A 15,981-nucleotide genomic window follows, 5' to 3' on the forward strand; every position below is an offset into this window, starting at 1 on the left:
ATGGAGGGTCCCGAAATCAAGGCGGTGGAAGCCGTCATCGACAACGGTTCGTATGGCAAGCGCACGGTGCGCTTCGAAACCGGACGTCTCGCCCAGCAGGCGGACGGCGCCGTGGCCGCGTATCTGGACGACGATTCAATGGTCCTGTCCACCACCACCGCGGGCAGCAGCCCGAAGGAGAACTACGATTTCTTCCCGCTCACCGTCGACGTGGAGGAGAAGATGTATGCCGCGGGCAAGATCCCAGGTTCGTTCTTTCGCCGCGAAGGCCGTCCGAGCTCCGAGGCGATCCTCGCGTGCCGCATCATCGACCGTCCGCTGCGCCCGCTCTTCCCGCACACGCTGCGCAACGAAGTGCAGGTCGTCGAGACGATTCTCGCGGTCAACCCGGAGGATTCGTACGATATGATCGCGCTCAACGCCGCCTCGGCGTCGACGCTCATCTCCGGCCTGCCGTTCGCGGGTCCGGTCGGCGGCGTGCGCCTCGCGCTCATCGACGGCCAGTGGGTCGCGTTCCCGCGCTGGAGCGAACGTGAACGCGCCGTCTTCGAAATCGTCGTCGCCGGCCGCGTCGTCGACAACGGCGACGTCGCGATTGCGATGATCGAGGCGGGCGCCGGCAAGAACGCGTGGAACCTCATCTACGACGAGGGCCAGGCCAAGCCGGACGAGGAGGTCGTGGCCGGTGGCCTCGAAGCCGCCAAGCCGTTCATCAAGGTCCTGTGCGACGCGCAGAACGAACTCAAGAAGATCGCCGCGAAGGAAACGCGCGACTTCCCGCTCTTCCCGGAGTTCACCGAGGAGATCTACAACCGCGTCGACGAGATCGCGCACGCCGACCTCGATGAGGCGCTCTCGATCGCCGAGAAGCTGCCGCGTCAGGAACGCATCGCCGAAATCAAGCAGAAGGTCAAGGACACGCTTGATCTCGAATTCACCAACATGGACGACGCCGAGAAGGAAAAGGAACTCGGCAACGCGTTCAAGGAACTGCAGCGCCAGATCGTGCGCCGCCGCATCCTCACGCAGGACTACCGCATCGACGGGCGCGGCCTGCGCGACATCCGCACGCTGTCCGCCGAAGTCGGCATCGTGCCGCGCGTGCACGGCTCCGCGCTCTTCCAGCGCGGCGAAACGCAGATCCTCGGCGTCACGACGCTCAACATGCTCAAGATGGAGCAGCAGATCGACGCGCTGAGCGGCCCGCAGACGAAGCGTTACATGCACAACTACGAGATGCCGCCGTATTCGACCGGCGAAACCGGCCGCGTCGGCTCGCCCAAGCGCCGCGAGATCGGCCACGGCGCGCTCGCCGAGAAGGCGATCGTGCCGGTGCTGCCGAGCCGTGAGGAGTTCCCGTACGCGATCCGCCAGGTCTCCGAGGCGATCGGTTCGAACGGTTCGACGTCGATGGGTTCGGTGTGCGCGAGCACGCTGTCGCTGCTTGACGCCGGCGTCCCGCTCAAGGCTCCGGTCGCGGGCATCGCGATGGGCCTCGTCTCGGGCGATGTGGACGGCCAGCACGTCTACAAGACGCTCACCGACATCCTCGGCGCCGAGGACGCGTTCGGCGACATGGACTTCAAGGTCGCCGGCACCGCCGACTTCATCACCGCGCTGCAGCTCGACACGAAGCTCGACGGCATCCCGGCCGACGTGCTCGCCGGCGCGCTCAAGCAGGCGCACGAGGCGCGCACGACGATCCTCGAGGTCATCAACGAGTGCATCGACGGTCCGGCCGAGATGAGCCCGTTCGCACCGCGCATCATCACGACGATGGTCCCGGTCGACAAGATCGGCGAGGTCATCGGCCCGAAGGGCAAGATGATCAACCAGATTCAGGAGGACACCGGCGCCGAGATCACGATCGAGGACGACGGTACCGTCTACATCGCCTCCGAAGGCGGCGAGGCTGCGCAGAAGGCGAAGGAAATCATCGACCAGATCGCCAACCCGCACGTGCCGCAGGCAGGCGAGACCTACAACGGCAAGGTCGTCAAGACGACGAGCTTCGGCGCCTTCGTCAACCTGACGCCGGGCACCGACGGCCTGCTGCACATCTCGCAGATCCGCAACCTCGCCGACGGCGAGCGCATCGACTCGGTCGAGGACGTGCTCAAGGAAGGTGACACCGTCGAAGTCGTCGTGCAGGGCGTCGACGACCGCGGCAAGATCTCGCTCGCGATCCCGGGCTATGAGAATCAGGAGAGCAACGCGGGCCGCCGTGACGACCGCCGCCGTGACGATCGTCGTGACGACCGCCGCCGCGATGACCGCGATGATCGTCCGCGCCGCCGCCACGACGACGATGACGATCGCCCGCGCCGTCGCCGCGACGACGACCGCCGTTCCGAGCGCGACTACGACGATCGCCCGCGCCGCCGCGACTATGACGACGATGACTACGACGATCGTCCGCGCCGCCGCCGTTCCGACGACCGCGACCGCGACTACGACGACCGTCCGCGCCGTTCGCGTCGCCGCGACGACGACCGCGACCGCGATGAGCGTCCGCGCCGCCGTCGTAACGACGACCGCAATCCGCGTTACGTCGCCGACGAGAACTACGACGAGTACCGTGAGGGCCGCGAGGTTCGCCACGAACGCCCGCGCCGCCGTGTGCGCCGCGACTTCGATCCCTTCGAGGACTGATTCGCGGACGCCGGCCGAGGTCGGCCGCTGAACGATGAGGGCCCTTGCCGTCCGGATGGACGGCAAGGGCCCTCATCGTTGCCGCTGCCCGCAGTGACGCGGGATCAGAAGTCCCAATCGTCGTCGTCGGTCTCCTCGGCCTTGCCCATCACATAGGAGCTGCCGGAGCCGGAGAAGAAATCATGGTTCTCGTCGGCGTCCGGAGCGAGCGCGGCGAGGATCGCCGGGTTCACGTCGCAGATCTCGGCAGGGAACAGCGCCGGGTAGCCGAGGTTCATCAGCGCCTTGTTCGCGTTGTAGTGCAGGAACTTCTCGACGTCGTCCGCGAGGCCGACCTCGTCGTACAGCGAATGCGTGTACGCGACCTCGTTCTCATAGAGTTCGTCGAGCAGGTCGTAGGTGTAGCGCTCCATCTCGGCGCGCTTCGCGTCATCGGCCAGTTCGAGGCCGCGCTGGTACTTGTAGCCGATGTAGTAGCCGTGCACGGCCTCGTCGCGGATGATCAGGCGGATCACGTCGGCCGTGTTCGTCAGCTTCGCGTGCGCCGAGAAATACATCGGCAGATAGAAGCCCGAATAGAACAGGAACGACTCGAGCAGCGTCGAAGCGACCTTGCGTTTGAGCGGATCGTCGCCTTCGTAGTAGTCGAGCACGATCTGCGCCTTGCGCTGCAAATGGGAGTTCTGCTCGCTCCATGAGAAGGCCTCGTCGATCTGCGCCGTCGAGCACAGCGTCGAGAAGATCGACGAGTAGCTCTTCGCATGCACGCTCTCCATGAACGCGATGTTCGTGTACACGGCCTCTTCATGTGGCGTGAGCGCGTCCGGGATCAGGCTGACGGCGCCGACGGTGCCCTGGATCGTGTCGAGCAGCGTCAGCCCGGTGAACACGCGCATCGTCAGTGTGCGTTCGGCGTCGCTCATCATGCGCCAATCGGGGATGTCGTTCGAGACCGGCACCTTCTCCGGCAGCCAGAAGTTGCCGGTGAGCCGGTCCCAGACCTCGAGGTCCTTGTCGTCCTCGAGTCGGTTCCAGTTGATCGCGGTGACGCGGTCGATGAGTGCGGTGTGCGGTGCCATGGATGCTCCTTCGGTGCAATCGGTCGGATGGGCGGATTGGGTTGGCTTGGATAGATTGGATGGTTCGGCCTGCTTCGGCCCGCGCCTACAGCGTGCAGCTGACGCAGCCGTCGACGGCGGTCCCTTCGAGCGCGCGCTGGCGGATGCGGATGTAGTAGAGCGTCTTGATGCCTTTGCGCCACGCGTAGATCTGCGCCTGGTTGAGCTCGCGCGTCGTCGCCGTGTCCGGGAAGAACAGCGTCAGCGAGAGCCCCTGGTCGACGTGCCTTGTCGCCTCGGCGTAGGTGTCGACGATCGCCTTCCAGCCGATCTCGTAGGCGTCGGCGTACAGTTCGAGGTTGTCGTTCGTCATGTACGGGGCGGGGTAGTACATGCGGCCGGTCTTGCCTTCCTTGCGTATCTCGATCTTCGCGGCGATCGGGTGGATCGAGCTCGTGGCGTGATTGATGTACGAGATCGACCCGGTCGGCGGCACCGCCTGCAGATACTGGTTATAGATGCCGTCACGCATGATCGCCTGCTGCAGCGCGCGCCAGTCGTCGGTGGTCGGGATCGCCACGCCGCAGCCGGCGAACAGCTCGGCCACATGCTTGGTGCGCGGTTCGACGTCGATTGACCCGTCGAGATACTTGTCGAAATGGTTGCCGGCGCCGGACGGCTTCGCGTAGGCGGAGTCCTCGAATCCGGCGAATGCGCGGCCGTGTTCGACGGCGAGCTCGTGCGAGGCGGTGTAGGCGTGGTAGGCGACCGTCATGAAGTACAGGTTCGTGAAGTCGAGCGCCTCCGGCGAACCGTAGCGGATGCCCTCGCGTGCTAGGAAACCGTGCAGGTTCATCTGTCCCAGTCCAATCGCGTGGCCTTCGTCGTTCGCGCGGCGGATCGACGGCACCGCGTCGATGTGTGTGTGTTCGGCGACGGCGGTGAGCGCGCGGATCGCCGTGCGCACCGGGCGCGCGAGCCCGGCGTCCATCGCGCGCGCGATGTTGAGCGAGCCGAGGTTGCAGCTGACGTCGCGTCCGACGTGGTCGTAGGCGAGGTCTTCGCGGTAGGTGCTCGGCTCCTGCACCTGCAGGATCTCCGAGCACAGGTTGCTCATCGTGATATGGCCGGCGATCGGGTTCGCGCGGTTCGCCGTGTCCTCGAACAGGATGTACGGGTAGCCGGATTCGAATTGAATCTGCGCAAGCGTCGTGAAGAATCCGCGCGCGTCGATCTCGGTGCGCCGGATTCTTGGGTTCGCGAGCAGTTCGTCGTAGTGCGCGCCGATGCCGAAGTCGGCGAACGGTACGCCGTATTCGCGTTCCACGTCGTAGGGGCTGAACAGCGCCATCGGTTCGCGCCGTTTCGCGAGCTCGAATGTGATGTCCGGGATGACGACGCCGAGCGCAAGCGATTTGATGCGGATTTTCTCGTCGGCGTTCTCGCGTTTCGTGTCGAGGAAGCGCATGATATCCGGGTGATGGGCGTGCAGATAGACGGCGCCGGCACCCTGTCTGGCGCCGAGCTGGTTCGCGTAGCTGAACGAGTCCTCGAGCAGTTTCATGACCGGCACGACGCCGCTCGATTGATGCTCGATATGCTTGATCGGCGCACCCGCCTCGCGCAGGTTGCTCAGCAGCAGCGCGACGCCGCCGCCACGTTTGCTCAACTGCAGCGCCGCGTTGATGCCGCGTGAGATCGATTCCATGTTGTCCTCGATGCGCACGAGGAAGCAGCTGACCGGCTCGCCGCGCTGCGCCTTGCCGAGGTTGAGGAAAGTCGGCGTCGCAGGCTGGAAACGGCCGGAGACGATCTCGTCGAGGACGGCGCGTGCAGCGTCCTCGTCACCGTCGGCGAGCGCGAGCGCGACGGCGGCGGCGCGTTGCGGGAAGTCCTCGAGGTACTCCTCGCCGTCGAAGCTCTTCAGCGCATAGGAACGGTAGAACTTGAACGCGCCGAGGAAGGTCTCGAAACGGTGGCCGGCGTTCGCGGCGCGCATATGCAGCTCGTCGAGGAAGGCCGGCGTATAGGCGGCGAATACGGCCGGGTCGTAGTAGTCGTGGGCGATCAGATAGTCAAGGCGTGCGGCGGTGCTCGCGAAGCGGCGCATGCGCGGGCGTACATGGCCGTCGAGGAAGGCGTCGACGGCCTCGTGGTCCTTGTCGAACTGGATATGGCCGTCCTTGTCGTAGAGGTTGAGCATCGCGTTGAGCACATGGGGATCGGCGGCGGGGTGGGTGATGGGGGAGTGGGTGGTCTGTGTGGTCTGTGTCATCGGTGGTCCTGGAAACGGTTGGTCGGCAATGGTTGGGGATGTGGTGCGGACGGGTCACTGGGGGTTGGACGAGAAGAAGCGCGTCACGCCGTCGGTCACCGTCGCGACGTCGCGCGCTGTGCCCATCAGTTCGAAGCGGTACATCAGCGGGACATGGCATTTGCCGGCGATGATCGGGCCGGCGGCCGCATACGCCTCGCCGAAGTTCGTGTTGCCCGAGGCGATGACGCCGCGGATCCATGAACGGTTCACCTGGTCGTTGAGGAAGCGCTTGACCTGAGGCGGCACGGCCTTGCGTGCGTCGCCGCCGCCGTAGGTCGGCACGATCAGGATGTACGGGGCGTCGACGTGCAGCGGGTCGTCCGCCGGTACGAGCGGGATGCGCCGCACGTCGACGCCGTGCGACGGGAAGTCGCATTGTTCGACGAAGCGTTCGGTGTTGCGCGACGCCGACGAGAAGTAGACGACGGTGCCGGTCATGCCGCGGCATCCCGCTGGGCGAGCAGGCGGATGCGGTCGGGACGGTAGCCGGACCAGGAGCCGGCGTCGGCGACGACGACCGGTGCCTGCAGGAACCCGGCGTCGCGCAGCGTCTGCGCCGCCGTCGGGTCGTGCGTGATGTCGACGGTGCGGTAGTCAAGGCCGAGACGGTCGAAGGCGCGGCGCGTCGCCGTGCATTGCGGGCATCCCGGCTTCGTGTAGATCGTGGTGGACATCAGTGCTCCTTTCGTTCGGCGGCCGTGGCGGGGTGGACCGGACGGTCGTGCGCTGTCGGCGGTCCAAGGCGGCGCGCTGCGCCGCTCGCGCCGTTCGGGTGGCGGCTGCAGGTCGTCGTCAGTGGACGGTGTCGTTGCTCGAACAACGATACATGGTGTGTGCGCAGGTCGTTGAGCACTAGATGTAGTGGTTTTGGGTGTGAGCAAGGACACAGTGCGCGCATGTCGGCAGACGTCCGTAAGGGTCGGGTCGGCACCGTGCGGACGCTGGCGCTGGCATGTCCTGTGACGTTGTTCACAGGACATGCCGCCGGTGGGCATGCCGCTGCGCCGTCGGCGGACGGGGCTCGACCGCGGGGCGCGTCGGGAGGCTCGACGCGGGCATATGGGCGTGTCCGCGAATCTGGGATGCGGAGGCGACGTTGTTGGCTGAACGTGCGATAATCGGGGCAATACCGGGACTGCGGACGGCGATGCATGAAGCCGTCACACCCTTAGCCAATCAAGGAGAACCGCTTATGAACGGCCCCATCATCGCGCTGATCGTCATTCTGGCGATCATCCTCGTGCTTGTGATCTGGTTCATCACGACCTACAACTCGCTCGTGCAGCTGCGCAACCGCGTCACGAACGGGTGGGCGCAGGTCGACGTGCTGCTCAAGAAACGAGCCGACCTGATTCCGAACATCGTCGAAACGGTCAAGGGATACGCCGGGCATGAGAACACCGTGCTCACGCAGGTCACTCAGGCGCGCGCCAACGCCGTGAGCGCCGCAAGCCAGCCGAATATGCCGCTCGCGAACCGCATGGCCGCCGAGAACCAGCTGTCGCGCGCGATGTTCAACCTGCGCGCCGTCGTCGAGGCCTATCCGGATCTCAAGGCGAACGTCAATTTCATGAACCTGCAGGAGCAGCTTGCGCAGATCGAGGAGCAGATCGCTTACGGACGCCAGTTCTACAACGACGTCGTGCTCAAGTACAACAACAAGATCCAGACGATCCCGTCGAACATCGTCGCCGGCATCGGCCACTTCGTCGTGGCCGCGTACTTCAACGTTGACGACGTGGATCGCCAGGCGCCGCAGGTGAGCTTCGCGCAGCCGGCGATGCAGCAGCAGACGCCGGGCATGCCGGTGCAGCAGGCTGGAATGCCGCAGCAGGCACCCGGAATGCCGGTGCAGCAGCAGGGTATGCCGGCCCAGCCGCCGGCGAACGGCGGCTATCCGCAGTACCCTAGCGCCGACGGTGGTATGCAGGGCGGCGGCATGCAGGGCGGATACCCGCAGTACTGAGCCGGTTCGCTGCCGCGTCCATGATGCGGCAATGAGCTAGGTCCATGACAGCCTAGGTCAACCTTTGACATCCCGGGCGGTGACGGTGCGCACGAAGCGCGCCGCCACCGCCTTCGCTGTTGTTGGGGCGCGTTCGGGGCGTGTACCGGGGCGCGGGTGGGGGATTCGGGCATGGCTGGATACGTATCTGCGCTGAGGGAGAGCATCTTGCGCGGCAAGGGCGAGTAGGCGCCTTGGGAACTGGCGGTTTTCGGGCCTGATACTCGGGATATTCGGGGAAGATGCTCTCCCTCAGCGTAGATACGTCGTACAGACCGCTCCGCGAGGCCCCGCAGCGGCCTGATGGCGCCCCGATGATGCACCGACGGGGCCGGTTTTGAGAAAAGCGAGCGGGGGGACGGCTCGGACGGGATAATCAGAAGCAGGCCCGGCGCCCTCGGAACGCAATGGCATCGCAACGGCGTCGTCGGAACATGGCCGTCCCGCCGAGATGGCCGGCGGCCGGGCGCGCATATCGGCGCATGACCCAGAACAATGCACGTGCAGGGAGAAACATGAAGAAACGCGTATGGCTTTCGATGCTGAACTCGGTGGTCTGGACCGTCGTCATCTGCGCGCTCGTGTTCGGCCTCGGGTTCCTGATCGCGAAGGAATCGAACTCGTCCGACCTCGAATACAACTCGCTCGATTACGACGTGCAGGTGCTCGACAACGGCGACCTGCGCATCAAGGAGACCATCGACGTGCGGCTGCACGAACGCAAGGATTCGGACGACAACGTGATCGCGTGGAAGCAGCTGTACCAGACCTACACGCTCAACGCGTCGCAGCTGACGAACATCACCGACATCAGCGTGAAGAACCTCAGCACCGGCGAGGAATACACGCAGACCGAGCCGAAGAACCCGAAATACATTTCCGCAGGCGCATGGAACAAGGAATACGCGAAGCATTGGTACATCGCTGACGTGACCGCCGGCGCATCGTCGCCCAAGCCCTACGATCCGGACGTCGACGGGCTCGAATCGCGCACGCGCACGCAGATGGGGCTCGACGAGCGGGCTACGACGACGCCATCGGCGACCGCCTCGACCGGCACCGCCGACAGCCTCGACAAACCGCGCGACAAGGAAGTGGAGATCGGCTGGAACATCCCGGCGACGAGTTCGCGAAGCAGCATGCGCTTCGAGATCGCGATGACTTGGGAGGGCGTCTCGACCGAATACAACGACGTCACGAAGTTCCAATGGGAACCCTTCGGCCCGGAGAATATGACGCCGATCGGCATAATGCGCGCGAAGGTGACCTTCCCGCAGGGCGTTGGCGAGCGCGATTCGTGGGCGTGGCTGCACTACACCGGCAACTCGCTCACGAAGCGCATCCCCGGCGGCATCGAGTTCACTGCCTACAACGTGAAATCCAAGCAGTACCTCGATCTCGTCGCGATGATGACGAATGCCCACGTCAGCGGCGTCGCACGTCACGTCGACGCCGATGCGAAGCAATGGACGATTGACGACGAGACGCGTCAGGAACGCGAATGGCACGACCAGCAGCACCGTCGCGCCGTCATCCGCGTGTGCGTCTGGATCGCCGTCGCGCTCGTCGTCGTGCTGCTGAGCTTCTTCGGCATCCGCGCCGCGTTGCGCTCGCGCCGCGCCGCGCGCCTGACGAGCGACATCGACTATTGGCGCACCGTGCCCGCGATGACTCCGGGCGCGGCCGCCGTCCTGTGGACGAAGCTCGGTCGTGCGCCGTCCGCGTCGCGCACGTCGCGTGAAATGGCCGCGACGATGATGTCGCTGATCGACAAGAAATACATCGCCGTGTATCCGGGCGAGGCGAAACGCTACGCCGGCATCGACCTGAGTCGCGTCGGCGCCGCCGAGATCGCGCGCATGCTCGCGTCGGGTGAGACGAATCCGAGGAAGCTCGGCAAGACGAGCACGATCGTGCTGCTGCCGCGCGTGTTCGGCTCGACGATCACCGACGGCGGCGGCCACGGCGACAGCTTGTGCACGTCGGAGCGGCGGCTGCTGAAGATCCTGCTCGAGGCGAGTGAGCGGCTGCACACGCCGGTGTTCGACATCAAGCAGATGAACAAGGCGTTCCGCCAGTGGGAGGACGGCCATCTGTCGGTCGACCTGTTCACTGAGGCGTGCGACGACGAATGCGACGAGCTCGGCGCGATGAGCCCCGCGTCGCCGGCGGCCGTCACGCTCGGCATCTTCGACATCGTCGTCGGCGTGCTCGCCGGCATCTACTTCATGGCGGCCGAAGGCAATCTGCTGCTCGCGTGCTGCATAGGACTGCCGGCCGTCTTCTGCGGCCTGCTGGCGTGCCTGCTGCACAAGACCTACCGCATCACCGAATCCGGGCAGCGCACGATCGGCGAACTCGTCGGCTTCGAACGCTACCTCGAGGACTTCAGCGAGTTCTCCGACCGTGAAGTGCTCGATGTGACGCTGTGGGGGCGCTATCTCGTCTACGCGTCCGCGCTTGGCGTGTCGCGCAAGGTGCTGCAGCAGCTCGCGGCCGCCTATCCACAGGTCAACGACGCCGCATGGCTTGACGACAACGCGGCCGCTTCCGGCGTGCTGTTCTGGTCGGCCAGGCCGAGCACGATCGTCGGCGCTTCGCTCGGCTCGGCGCTCGCCGGCGGCAGCTTCGGCGCGTTCTCCGGCGGCTTCGTCGATTTCGGCTCCCAGCTGAGTTCGGGCATGGCCTCAATGCAGTCGACGATTTCGGCGGCGGCACCGTCATCGTCGTCGGGCGGTTCGGGCGGTTCATTCTCCGGCGGTGGATTCGGCGGCTCGTCGGGCGGTTCCGGCGGCGGCTCCTTCGGCGGACGGTGACGGCACCACCTGGCCGTTGGAGCGTCATAGGCGACGGTCCATGCCCTGTGGGCGTGGGCCGTCGCGTGCGCACCGGTATGATGTTCGCATCCGATGGGGCGGCACATGGCGCTCACAGTGAACGCGGGGGATATCAATGACCAGACGGACGAAGAACATCGTGCTGATGAGCCTGCTGCTCGCCGTGCTCGGCGTGATCAGTGTGCTCTCGATCGGTGTGCGCGAGCAGGCGGGTGCCCCGCCGCTGTCCTACAACGAGACGTCCTACGATGTGCAGGTGCTCGACAACGGCAACACGCGCGTGACAATGACGCTCGACTACCGTCTTGGCCGCCGCGAATCGTCGAAGACATGGAAACAGCTCTACCGCACGATCCCGCTGTCTCCAGCCGGCATCACCAACGTGTCCGTCGAACGCGTGCGCAACCTGAGCACCGGCGAAACGTACACGCAGGGCGAGGCGGTCGACGCAAGCCTGTACGGCAACGACAACTGGGACGTGCAGCACGCGCGCCAGTGGTACATCACGATTCAGGGCGACATGTACCACGGCTACGATCCGCGCACCGACGGCATCCGCGCGGGCTCGTCGGACGAAATCAGCAAAAACGTCGAAATCGGTTGGAACATCCCGGTGACGAAGTCGGCGAAAAGCGTGAGGATCGAAGTGACGATGACGCTCGCCGGCATGGTCACCGCGTGCCCGGGCAACGACGTTTTCAACTGGCAGCCGGTGGACGAGACGAACGAATCGCCGATCCGACGATTCTCGGCGACCGTGCGCTTCCCGCAGGCTGTGGACGAGCACAATTCGACGATGTGGGTGCACTACGACGGCACGTCGACGACGGCGTATCGCGACGGCATGTTCACGTTCGGCATCGACAACGTGCGCGCGCGATCATATGTGCAGCTCACGGCGATGCTGCCGGAGGGCAGCGTCGCGAGGCCGGCGAGGACGGACACGGTGAGCGGCGACGAACTCAACGAACAGGAACGCCGGCGTGAGACGAAATGGCGCAGCGAACAGCAGTCGTCGGCGCGTGGATTGCTCGTCATCAGTGGCCTGCTCGTGTTCGCCGCCGCCGTGATTGCCGCGATCGGCCTGCGCGGCGTCATCAAACAGGGACATCGGCGCGCGCAGCTCGAAACCATCATGCCGTATTGGCGGGGGCTGCCGCCGATGAGCCCGGGCGCCGCGGCGCTCGTCTACGACACCGTCAACGGCGTGACCACTGACCGCCGACTCATCGGCCGTCAGCTGAGCGCGACGATGCTGTCGCTCGTGACGAAAGGATTCGCGCGCATGTATCCGGGGACGGTCGACATGTATCGCGGCATCGATCTGCTCAGGACGGACGCGGCGGTGCTCGCGCAGATGGTGTCGGCACGGGGCACGGGGCGCGACGCCGACGCGACGAGCACAATCGTGCTGCTGCCGCGCGCATTCGACACGGTGTCGTGCCAGCGGCAGCTGTGCGCGTCGGAACGCGCCGCGCTCGACATGCTGCACACGGCGGGTCGACAGTTGGGATCGGTCGTTTTCGACACGCGGCAGTTTTCGCAGTGCCTCAAGGAGACAGGTGACGCGCAGGAACTGTCGCAATCGTTCTACCTATGTTGCGTTGCCGAGATGAGCGCGATGGGTGTGTTCCCGAAACGGTCGATGAGCGCGCGCGTATGCGCCGTCTTCTCGTACGTGTGCGCGTTCTTCGCGGCGCTGCTGTGGCTGCTGCAGGCGGGCGGCGTACTGTTGCCGATCGTCATCGTCGTCGTGTTCGCTGCGCTCGCCGGCGTGCAGTCGATGGGGCAGACGCAGTACGGCGTCGACGATCAGGGGATGCGGCTCGCGGCGCAGGTGCGGGGCTTGGGCAGATATCTCGAGGACTTCAGTCATTTCGCCGACCGCGGCGTGCTCGACGTCAAACTGTGGGGACGCTACATGGTGTACGCGACGGCGTTCGGCATCGCCGACAAGGCGATGGCGCAGCTGACGGCCGCATATCCGCAGTTGACGGACCCCGCGTGGGCGTCCGGCGGTGCGGACGGCTACTCGCTCGTCTACTGGATGGACAGGTCGTTCCGACATACGCGCATGCGCGGCGGATCCGCTAGCAGCATGTTCATGGTCGGCGATTTCGTCGATCTTGGCGCGCGCTTCGCCGTCGGATTCAGCGACGTCGCGCACGTGATCTCGGCGGCGTCCGGCGCGTTCTCCGGCGGCTCGGGCGGATGGAACAGCAAGCCGGGCGCAGGCTGGGGCGGCGGCGGACGGTGAGTGGTCGCGGCGGCGGTTGTTGCTTACGACGGTTGTGGGAATTACTGGGCGATTTCTATGATGGTGACGGCGCGTCGTGCACGGCGCCGCGCCGGAACGTCAACAACCGCGAAGGAGCAGCGATGGTACTGCACAGGAACATGGGACCGTTCGACACGACGGCGATCGGTCTGGGCGAAATGCCGCTGACCATTGAAAACAATCTGGGCCCGAACATGGGCGTCGAGACGATCCATGCGGCGCTCGACGCCGGCTGCCGCCAGATCGACACGGCGTGGGCGTACTACTGCTCGGGCGGCGAGGAACAGACCGGCGAGAAGCTCGTGCGCGAGGCGATGGCCAGCTGGGACGGCCCGAAGGACGAAGTGCTCATCGCGACGAAGGTCGGCCACTACCGCAACTTCACCGACGGCAAGCCGACGTGGGCCGTCGACGGCTCGCCGGAGAACCTGATCCGCCGCGCGAAGGAAAGCGCGCTCGCGCTCGGCGTGGATACGATCGATCTGCTGTACTTCCACCGTCCCGATCCGCGCATCCCCTACGGCGAGTCGATTGAGGCGATCAAGCAGCTCGTCGACGAAGGCGTGGCGCGCGAGGCGGGCGTCTCGAACGCGTCGATCGAGCAGATGGACATCGCGCAGGAGATCCTCGGCGAGAAGCTCATCGCCGTGCAGAACCAGTATTCGCCGATCTACACGCAGACGGCGGACACGCTCGAGCATGCGGCGAGGATCGGCATCAGCTTCGTGTGCTGGAGCCCGCTCGGCGGCTTCCGCAAGCCCAAGGACGAGTCGAAGTTCGACCCGTTCCGCGCAATCGCCGAACGGCGCGGCGTCAGCTATCAGCAGGTCGTGCTCGCATGGGAGCTGTCCAAGGGCGACCACGTGTTCGTCATTCCGGGCGCGCACCGTCCGGCGACGATCCTCGATTCGCTCAAGGCCGGCGACCTCGAGCTGACCCCGGAGGAGCTCGCGACGCTCGGCTAGTGGCGTGCGGAGCGGGGCGGATTGTCGGTGTGGTCGACGGTTCGTCCCGCAACTAGGCCCTTTTGCGGGTCGGTTCGTCGACGGGGCGGATGAGCCGACCCGGAGCGGGTTGGGTTGTCGACGGGGGCGACGGTTCGACCCGGAAATGGGGCTCTTTGCGGGTCGGGTTGTCGGCGTAGTCGACGGATCGGAACGGGGTGGCGTTGCGGTTAGACTGGGCTGCGGCGAAAACGGGGTCGCGCGGGCGCAAGGACAATCGTCGCGCGGCGGCAACAGGAGGAAATCGGGCATGAAACGTCGTGTGAAACCAGAGGTGCTCGCACCGGCAGGCAATCTGCGCGGACTGAAGACAGCCGTCGACTACGGCGCGGACGCCGTGTACTGCGGCGGCAAGGCCTTCGGCATGCGGTCGGCGCCGCGCAACCTGAGCATCGAGGACTTCGCCGAAGGCGCACGCTACGCGCATGAACGCGGCGCGCGCGTCTACGTCACGCTCAACATCCTGCCGAGGAACAACGAGATCACGGCGATCGAGACGTACATCAACGATCTGAAGACGACCGGAGTCGACGCGCTCATCGTCACCGACATCGGCGTCATGATGCTCGCGCACCGCATCGCGCCGGAACTCGAACTGCACGTCTCCACGCAGGCCGGCGTCACGAACTACCTCGCCGCAAACGCGCTGTACGAGCTCGGCGCGCGACGCGTCGTGCTCGCGCGCGAGATGGATCTGCAGGCCGTGCGCGACATCCGCGCGAACATCCCCGACGACCTCGACATCGAAACATTCGTCCACGGATCGATGTGCATGGCGTTCTCGGGACGCTGCCTCATCTCGAACTACCTCACCGGCCGCGACGGCAACCACGGCGAATGCGCGCAGCCATGCCGATGGAAGTATTCGCTCGTCGAGGAGAAACGGCCCGGGCAGGTGTTCCCGGTCGAGGAGACCGCGCAGGGCACCTATCTGTTCAACTCGCAGGACATGAACATGATGGCGCACATCGATGATTTGATCGATTCGGGCGCCACGTCGCTCAAAATCGAAGGACGATCGAAATCGGCGTACTACGTGGCCGCGATGACGAACGCCTACAAGACCGCCGTGAACGAGTACATGGTGCAGCGCGGCTTCGAAGACGAGGACGGCAACGAACTCAAGCCGTTCCGCGACCGCGTCGTGCGCGCGGGCGACACAATCGACGATGACATGATCGGCACTGACTCGATCATGGCGAACGCCGACGCCGCGTTCGCCGGCATGCCGAATTGGGACAGCGCGAACGACGAAGGCGAGGAGACGGCCGCCGCAGCACAGGAAACGACGGCCGCCGCCGAGATCTCGAATCGCGCGGCGCGCCGCAGCGGCCTCGACCGCCAGCGCGCGTACGCCGAACAGACCGCCGACGGCTGGCAGCACGCCGCCGTACACCCCGCGCCGCACGTCGAACTGCCCGATTGGCTGATGGAGGAACCGTACAAGGTCGCACACCGCGACTACAGCACCGGTTTCTACTACCCCGAGCACAAAGTGGCGCAGAACACCGATCGCAGCGCATACTTCCGTGAATGGCTTGTCGTCGGCGAAACGCTCGGATGGAGCCCCGACGAAGGCGGTCGCGTCACGATTATGAGCCGCAACAAGATCGAGCCGGGACAGCTCGTCGAATTCCTGCTGCCGGGACGCGCGCCGCTCGAATACATTGTGCCCGACCACGGCATCCGCGACGCCGACGGCAACGACGTGCCGATGGTCAACAACCCCGCCCACGTGTTCTCGCTGCCGCTGGAGACGGAAGTCCCCGTCAACGCGGCGCTGCGTTCGCGCACGAAGAAGCCGACGCTCAAAGCGGAATGACACGTCCG

At 65.5% G+C, this 15,981-nt stretch carries 9 protein-coding genes and 1 pseudogene; 6 read left to right on the forward strand and 4 right to left on the reverse strand.

All coding sequences use genetic code 11. From position 1 onward, the window contains the following. Window positions 1-2,652 (forward strand): polyribonucleotide nucleotidyltransferase, encoded by a 2,652-nt coding sequence (locus CGZ88_RS07150; protein ID WP_101671467.1) that lies wholly within the window; start codon window positions 1-3, stop codon window positions 2,650-2,652. Between the two features lie 104 nt (window positions 2,653-2,756). On the opposite strand, the gene nrdF is transcribed toward CGZ88_RS07150, so the two are convergent. The 4 genes from nrdF to CGZ88_RS07170 form a co-directional block, all read right to left on the reverse strand. Further along, window positions 2,757-3,731 carry a class 1b ribonucleoside-diphosphate reductase subunit beta gene (gene nrdF / locus CGZ88_RS07155; RefSeq protein WP_101671468.1) on the reverse strand — a complete coding sequence of 325 codons (975 nt, stop codon included), beginning with the start codon at window positions 3,729-3,731 and terminating at the stop codon, window positions 2,757-2,759. 85 nt (window positions 3,732-3,816) lie between these two features. Beyond that, window positions 3,817-5,985 carry a class 1b ribonucleoside-diphosphate reductase subunit alpha gene (gene nrdE, locus CGZ88_RS07160; RefSeq protein ID WP_101671469.1) on the reverse strand — a complete coding sequence of 723 codons (2,169 nt, stop codon included), beginning with the start codon at window positions 5,983-5,985 and terminating at the stop codon, window positions 3,817-3,819. A 54-nt stretch (window positions 5,986-6,039) separates the two neighbouring features. Next, window positions 6,040-6,465, reverse strand: a complete 426-nt coding sequence (nrdI, locus tag CGZ88_RS07165; protein ID WP_101671470.1) for a class Ib ribonucleoside-diphosphate reductase assembly flavoprotein NrdI — start codon at window positions 6,463-6,465, stop codon at window positions 6,040-6,042. Then, window positions 6,462-6,701, reverse strand: coding sequence for a glutaredoxin domain-containing protein (locus CGZ88_RS07170; protein WP_026645525.1), 240 nt, complete (start codon window positions 6,699-6,701; stop codon window positions 6,462-6,464). The genes nrdI and CGZ88_RS07170 overlap by 4 nt, the downstream gene beginning before the upstream one ends. 518 nt (window positions 6,702-7,219) lie before the next feature. Here CGZ88_RS07170 and CGZ88_RS07175 point away from each other — a divergent pair. The 5 genes and pseudogenes from CGZ88_RS07175 to CGZ88_RS07195 all read left to right on the forward strand — a co-directional run. Next, a pseudogene (locus CGZ88_RS07175) lies at window positions 7,220-7,795 on the forward strand (LemA family protein); the annotation flags it as partial. Window positions 7,796-8,547: 752 nt separating this feature from the next. Next, window positions 8,548-10,848: a DUF2207 domain-containing protein gene (locus tag CGZ88_RS07180; protein WP_243390101.1), complete on the forward strand. Its 2,301-nt coding sequence runs from the start codon at window positions 8,548-8,550 to the stop codon at window positions 10,846-10,848. Window positions 10,849-10,984: 136 nt separating this feature from the next. Further along, window positions 10,985-13,126, forward strand: coding sequence for a DUF2207 domain-containing protein (locus tag CGZ88_RS07185; protein WP_026645523.1), 2,142 nt, complete (start codon window positions 10,985-10,987; stop codon window positions 13,124-13,126). 122 nt (window positions 13,127-13,248) lie between these two features. Continuing rightward, the gene (locus CGZ88_RS07190; protein WP_101671471.1) at window positions 13,249-14,112 is read left to right on the forward strand and encodes an aldo/keto reductase; all 864 of its coding nucleotides are present in this window, start codon (window positions 13,249-13,251) and stop codon (window positions 14,110-14,112) included. Window positions 14,113-14,401: 289 nt separating this feature from the next. Further along, a complete protein-coding gene (locus CGZ88_RS07195; protein WP_026645521.1) occupies window positions 14,402-15,973 on the forward strand; it encodes a peptidase U32 family protein in 1,572 nt (523 codons plus the stop codon). Window positions 15,974-15,981 lie beyond the last annotated feature (8 nt).

The sequence above is a fragment of the Bifidobacterium anseris genome, assembly GCF_002860345.1.
GTDB classification, from domain to species: domain Bacteria; phylum Actinomycetota; class Actinomycetes; order Actinomycetales; family Bifidobacteriaceae; genus Bifidobacterium; species Bifidobacterium anseris.

Coding starts and splice junctions, on each gene's coding strand:
- CGZ88_RS07180 (WP_243390101.1), top strand. CDS start 8,548: ATGAAGAAACGCGTATGGCTTTCGATGCTGAACTCGGTGGTCTGGACC.
- CGZ88_RS07190 (WP_101671471.1), top strand. CDS start 13,249: ATGGTACTGCACAGGAACATGGGACCGTTCGACACGACGGCGATCGGT.
- CGZ88_RS07170 (WP_026645525.1), bottom strand. CDS start 6,701: ATGTCCACCACGATCTACACGAAGCCGGGATGCCCGCAATGCACGGCG.
- CGZ88_RS07195 (WP_026645521.1), top strand. CDS start 14,402: ATGAAACGTCGTGTGAAACCAGAGGTGCTCGCACCGGCAGGCAATCTG.
- nrdF (WP_101671468.1), bottom strand. CDS start 3,731: ATGGCACCGCACACCGCACTCATCGACCGCGTCACCGCGATCAACTGG.
- CGZ88_RS07185 (WP_026645523.1), top strand. CDS start 10,985: ATGACCAGACGGACGAAGAACATCGTGCTGATGAGCCTGCTGCTCGCC.
- CGZ88_RS07150 (WP_101671467.1), top strand. CDS start 1: ATGGAGGGTCCCGAAATCAAGGCGGTGGAAGCCGTCATCGACAACGGT.
- nrdE (WP_101671469.1), bottom strand. CDS start 5,985: ATGACACAGACCACACAGACCACCCACTCCCCCATCACCCACCCCGCC.
- nrdI (WP_101671470.1), bottom strand. CDS start 6,465: ATGACCGGCACCGTCGTCTACTTCTCGTCGGCGTCGCGCAACACCGAA.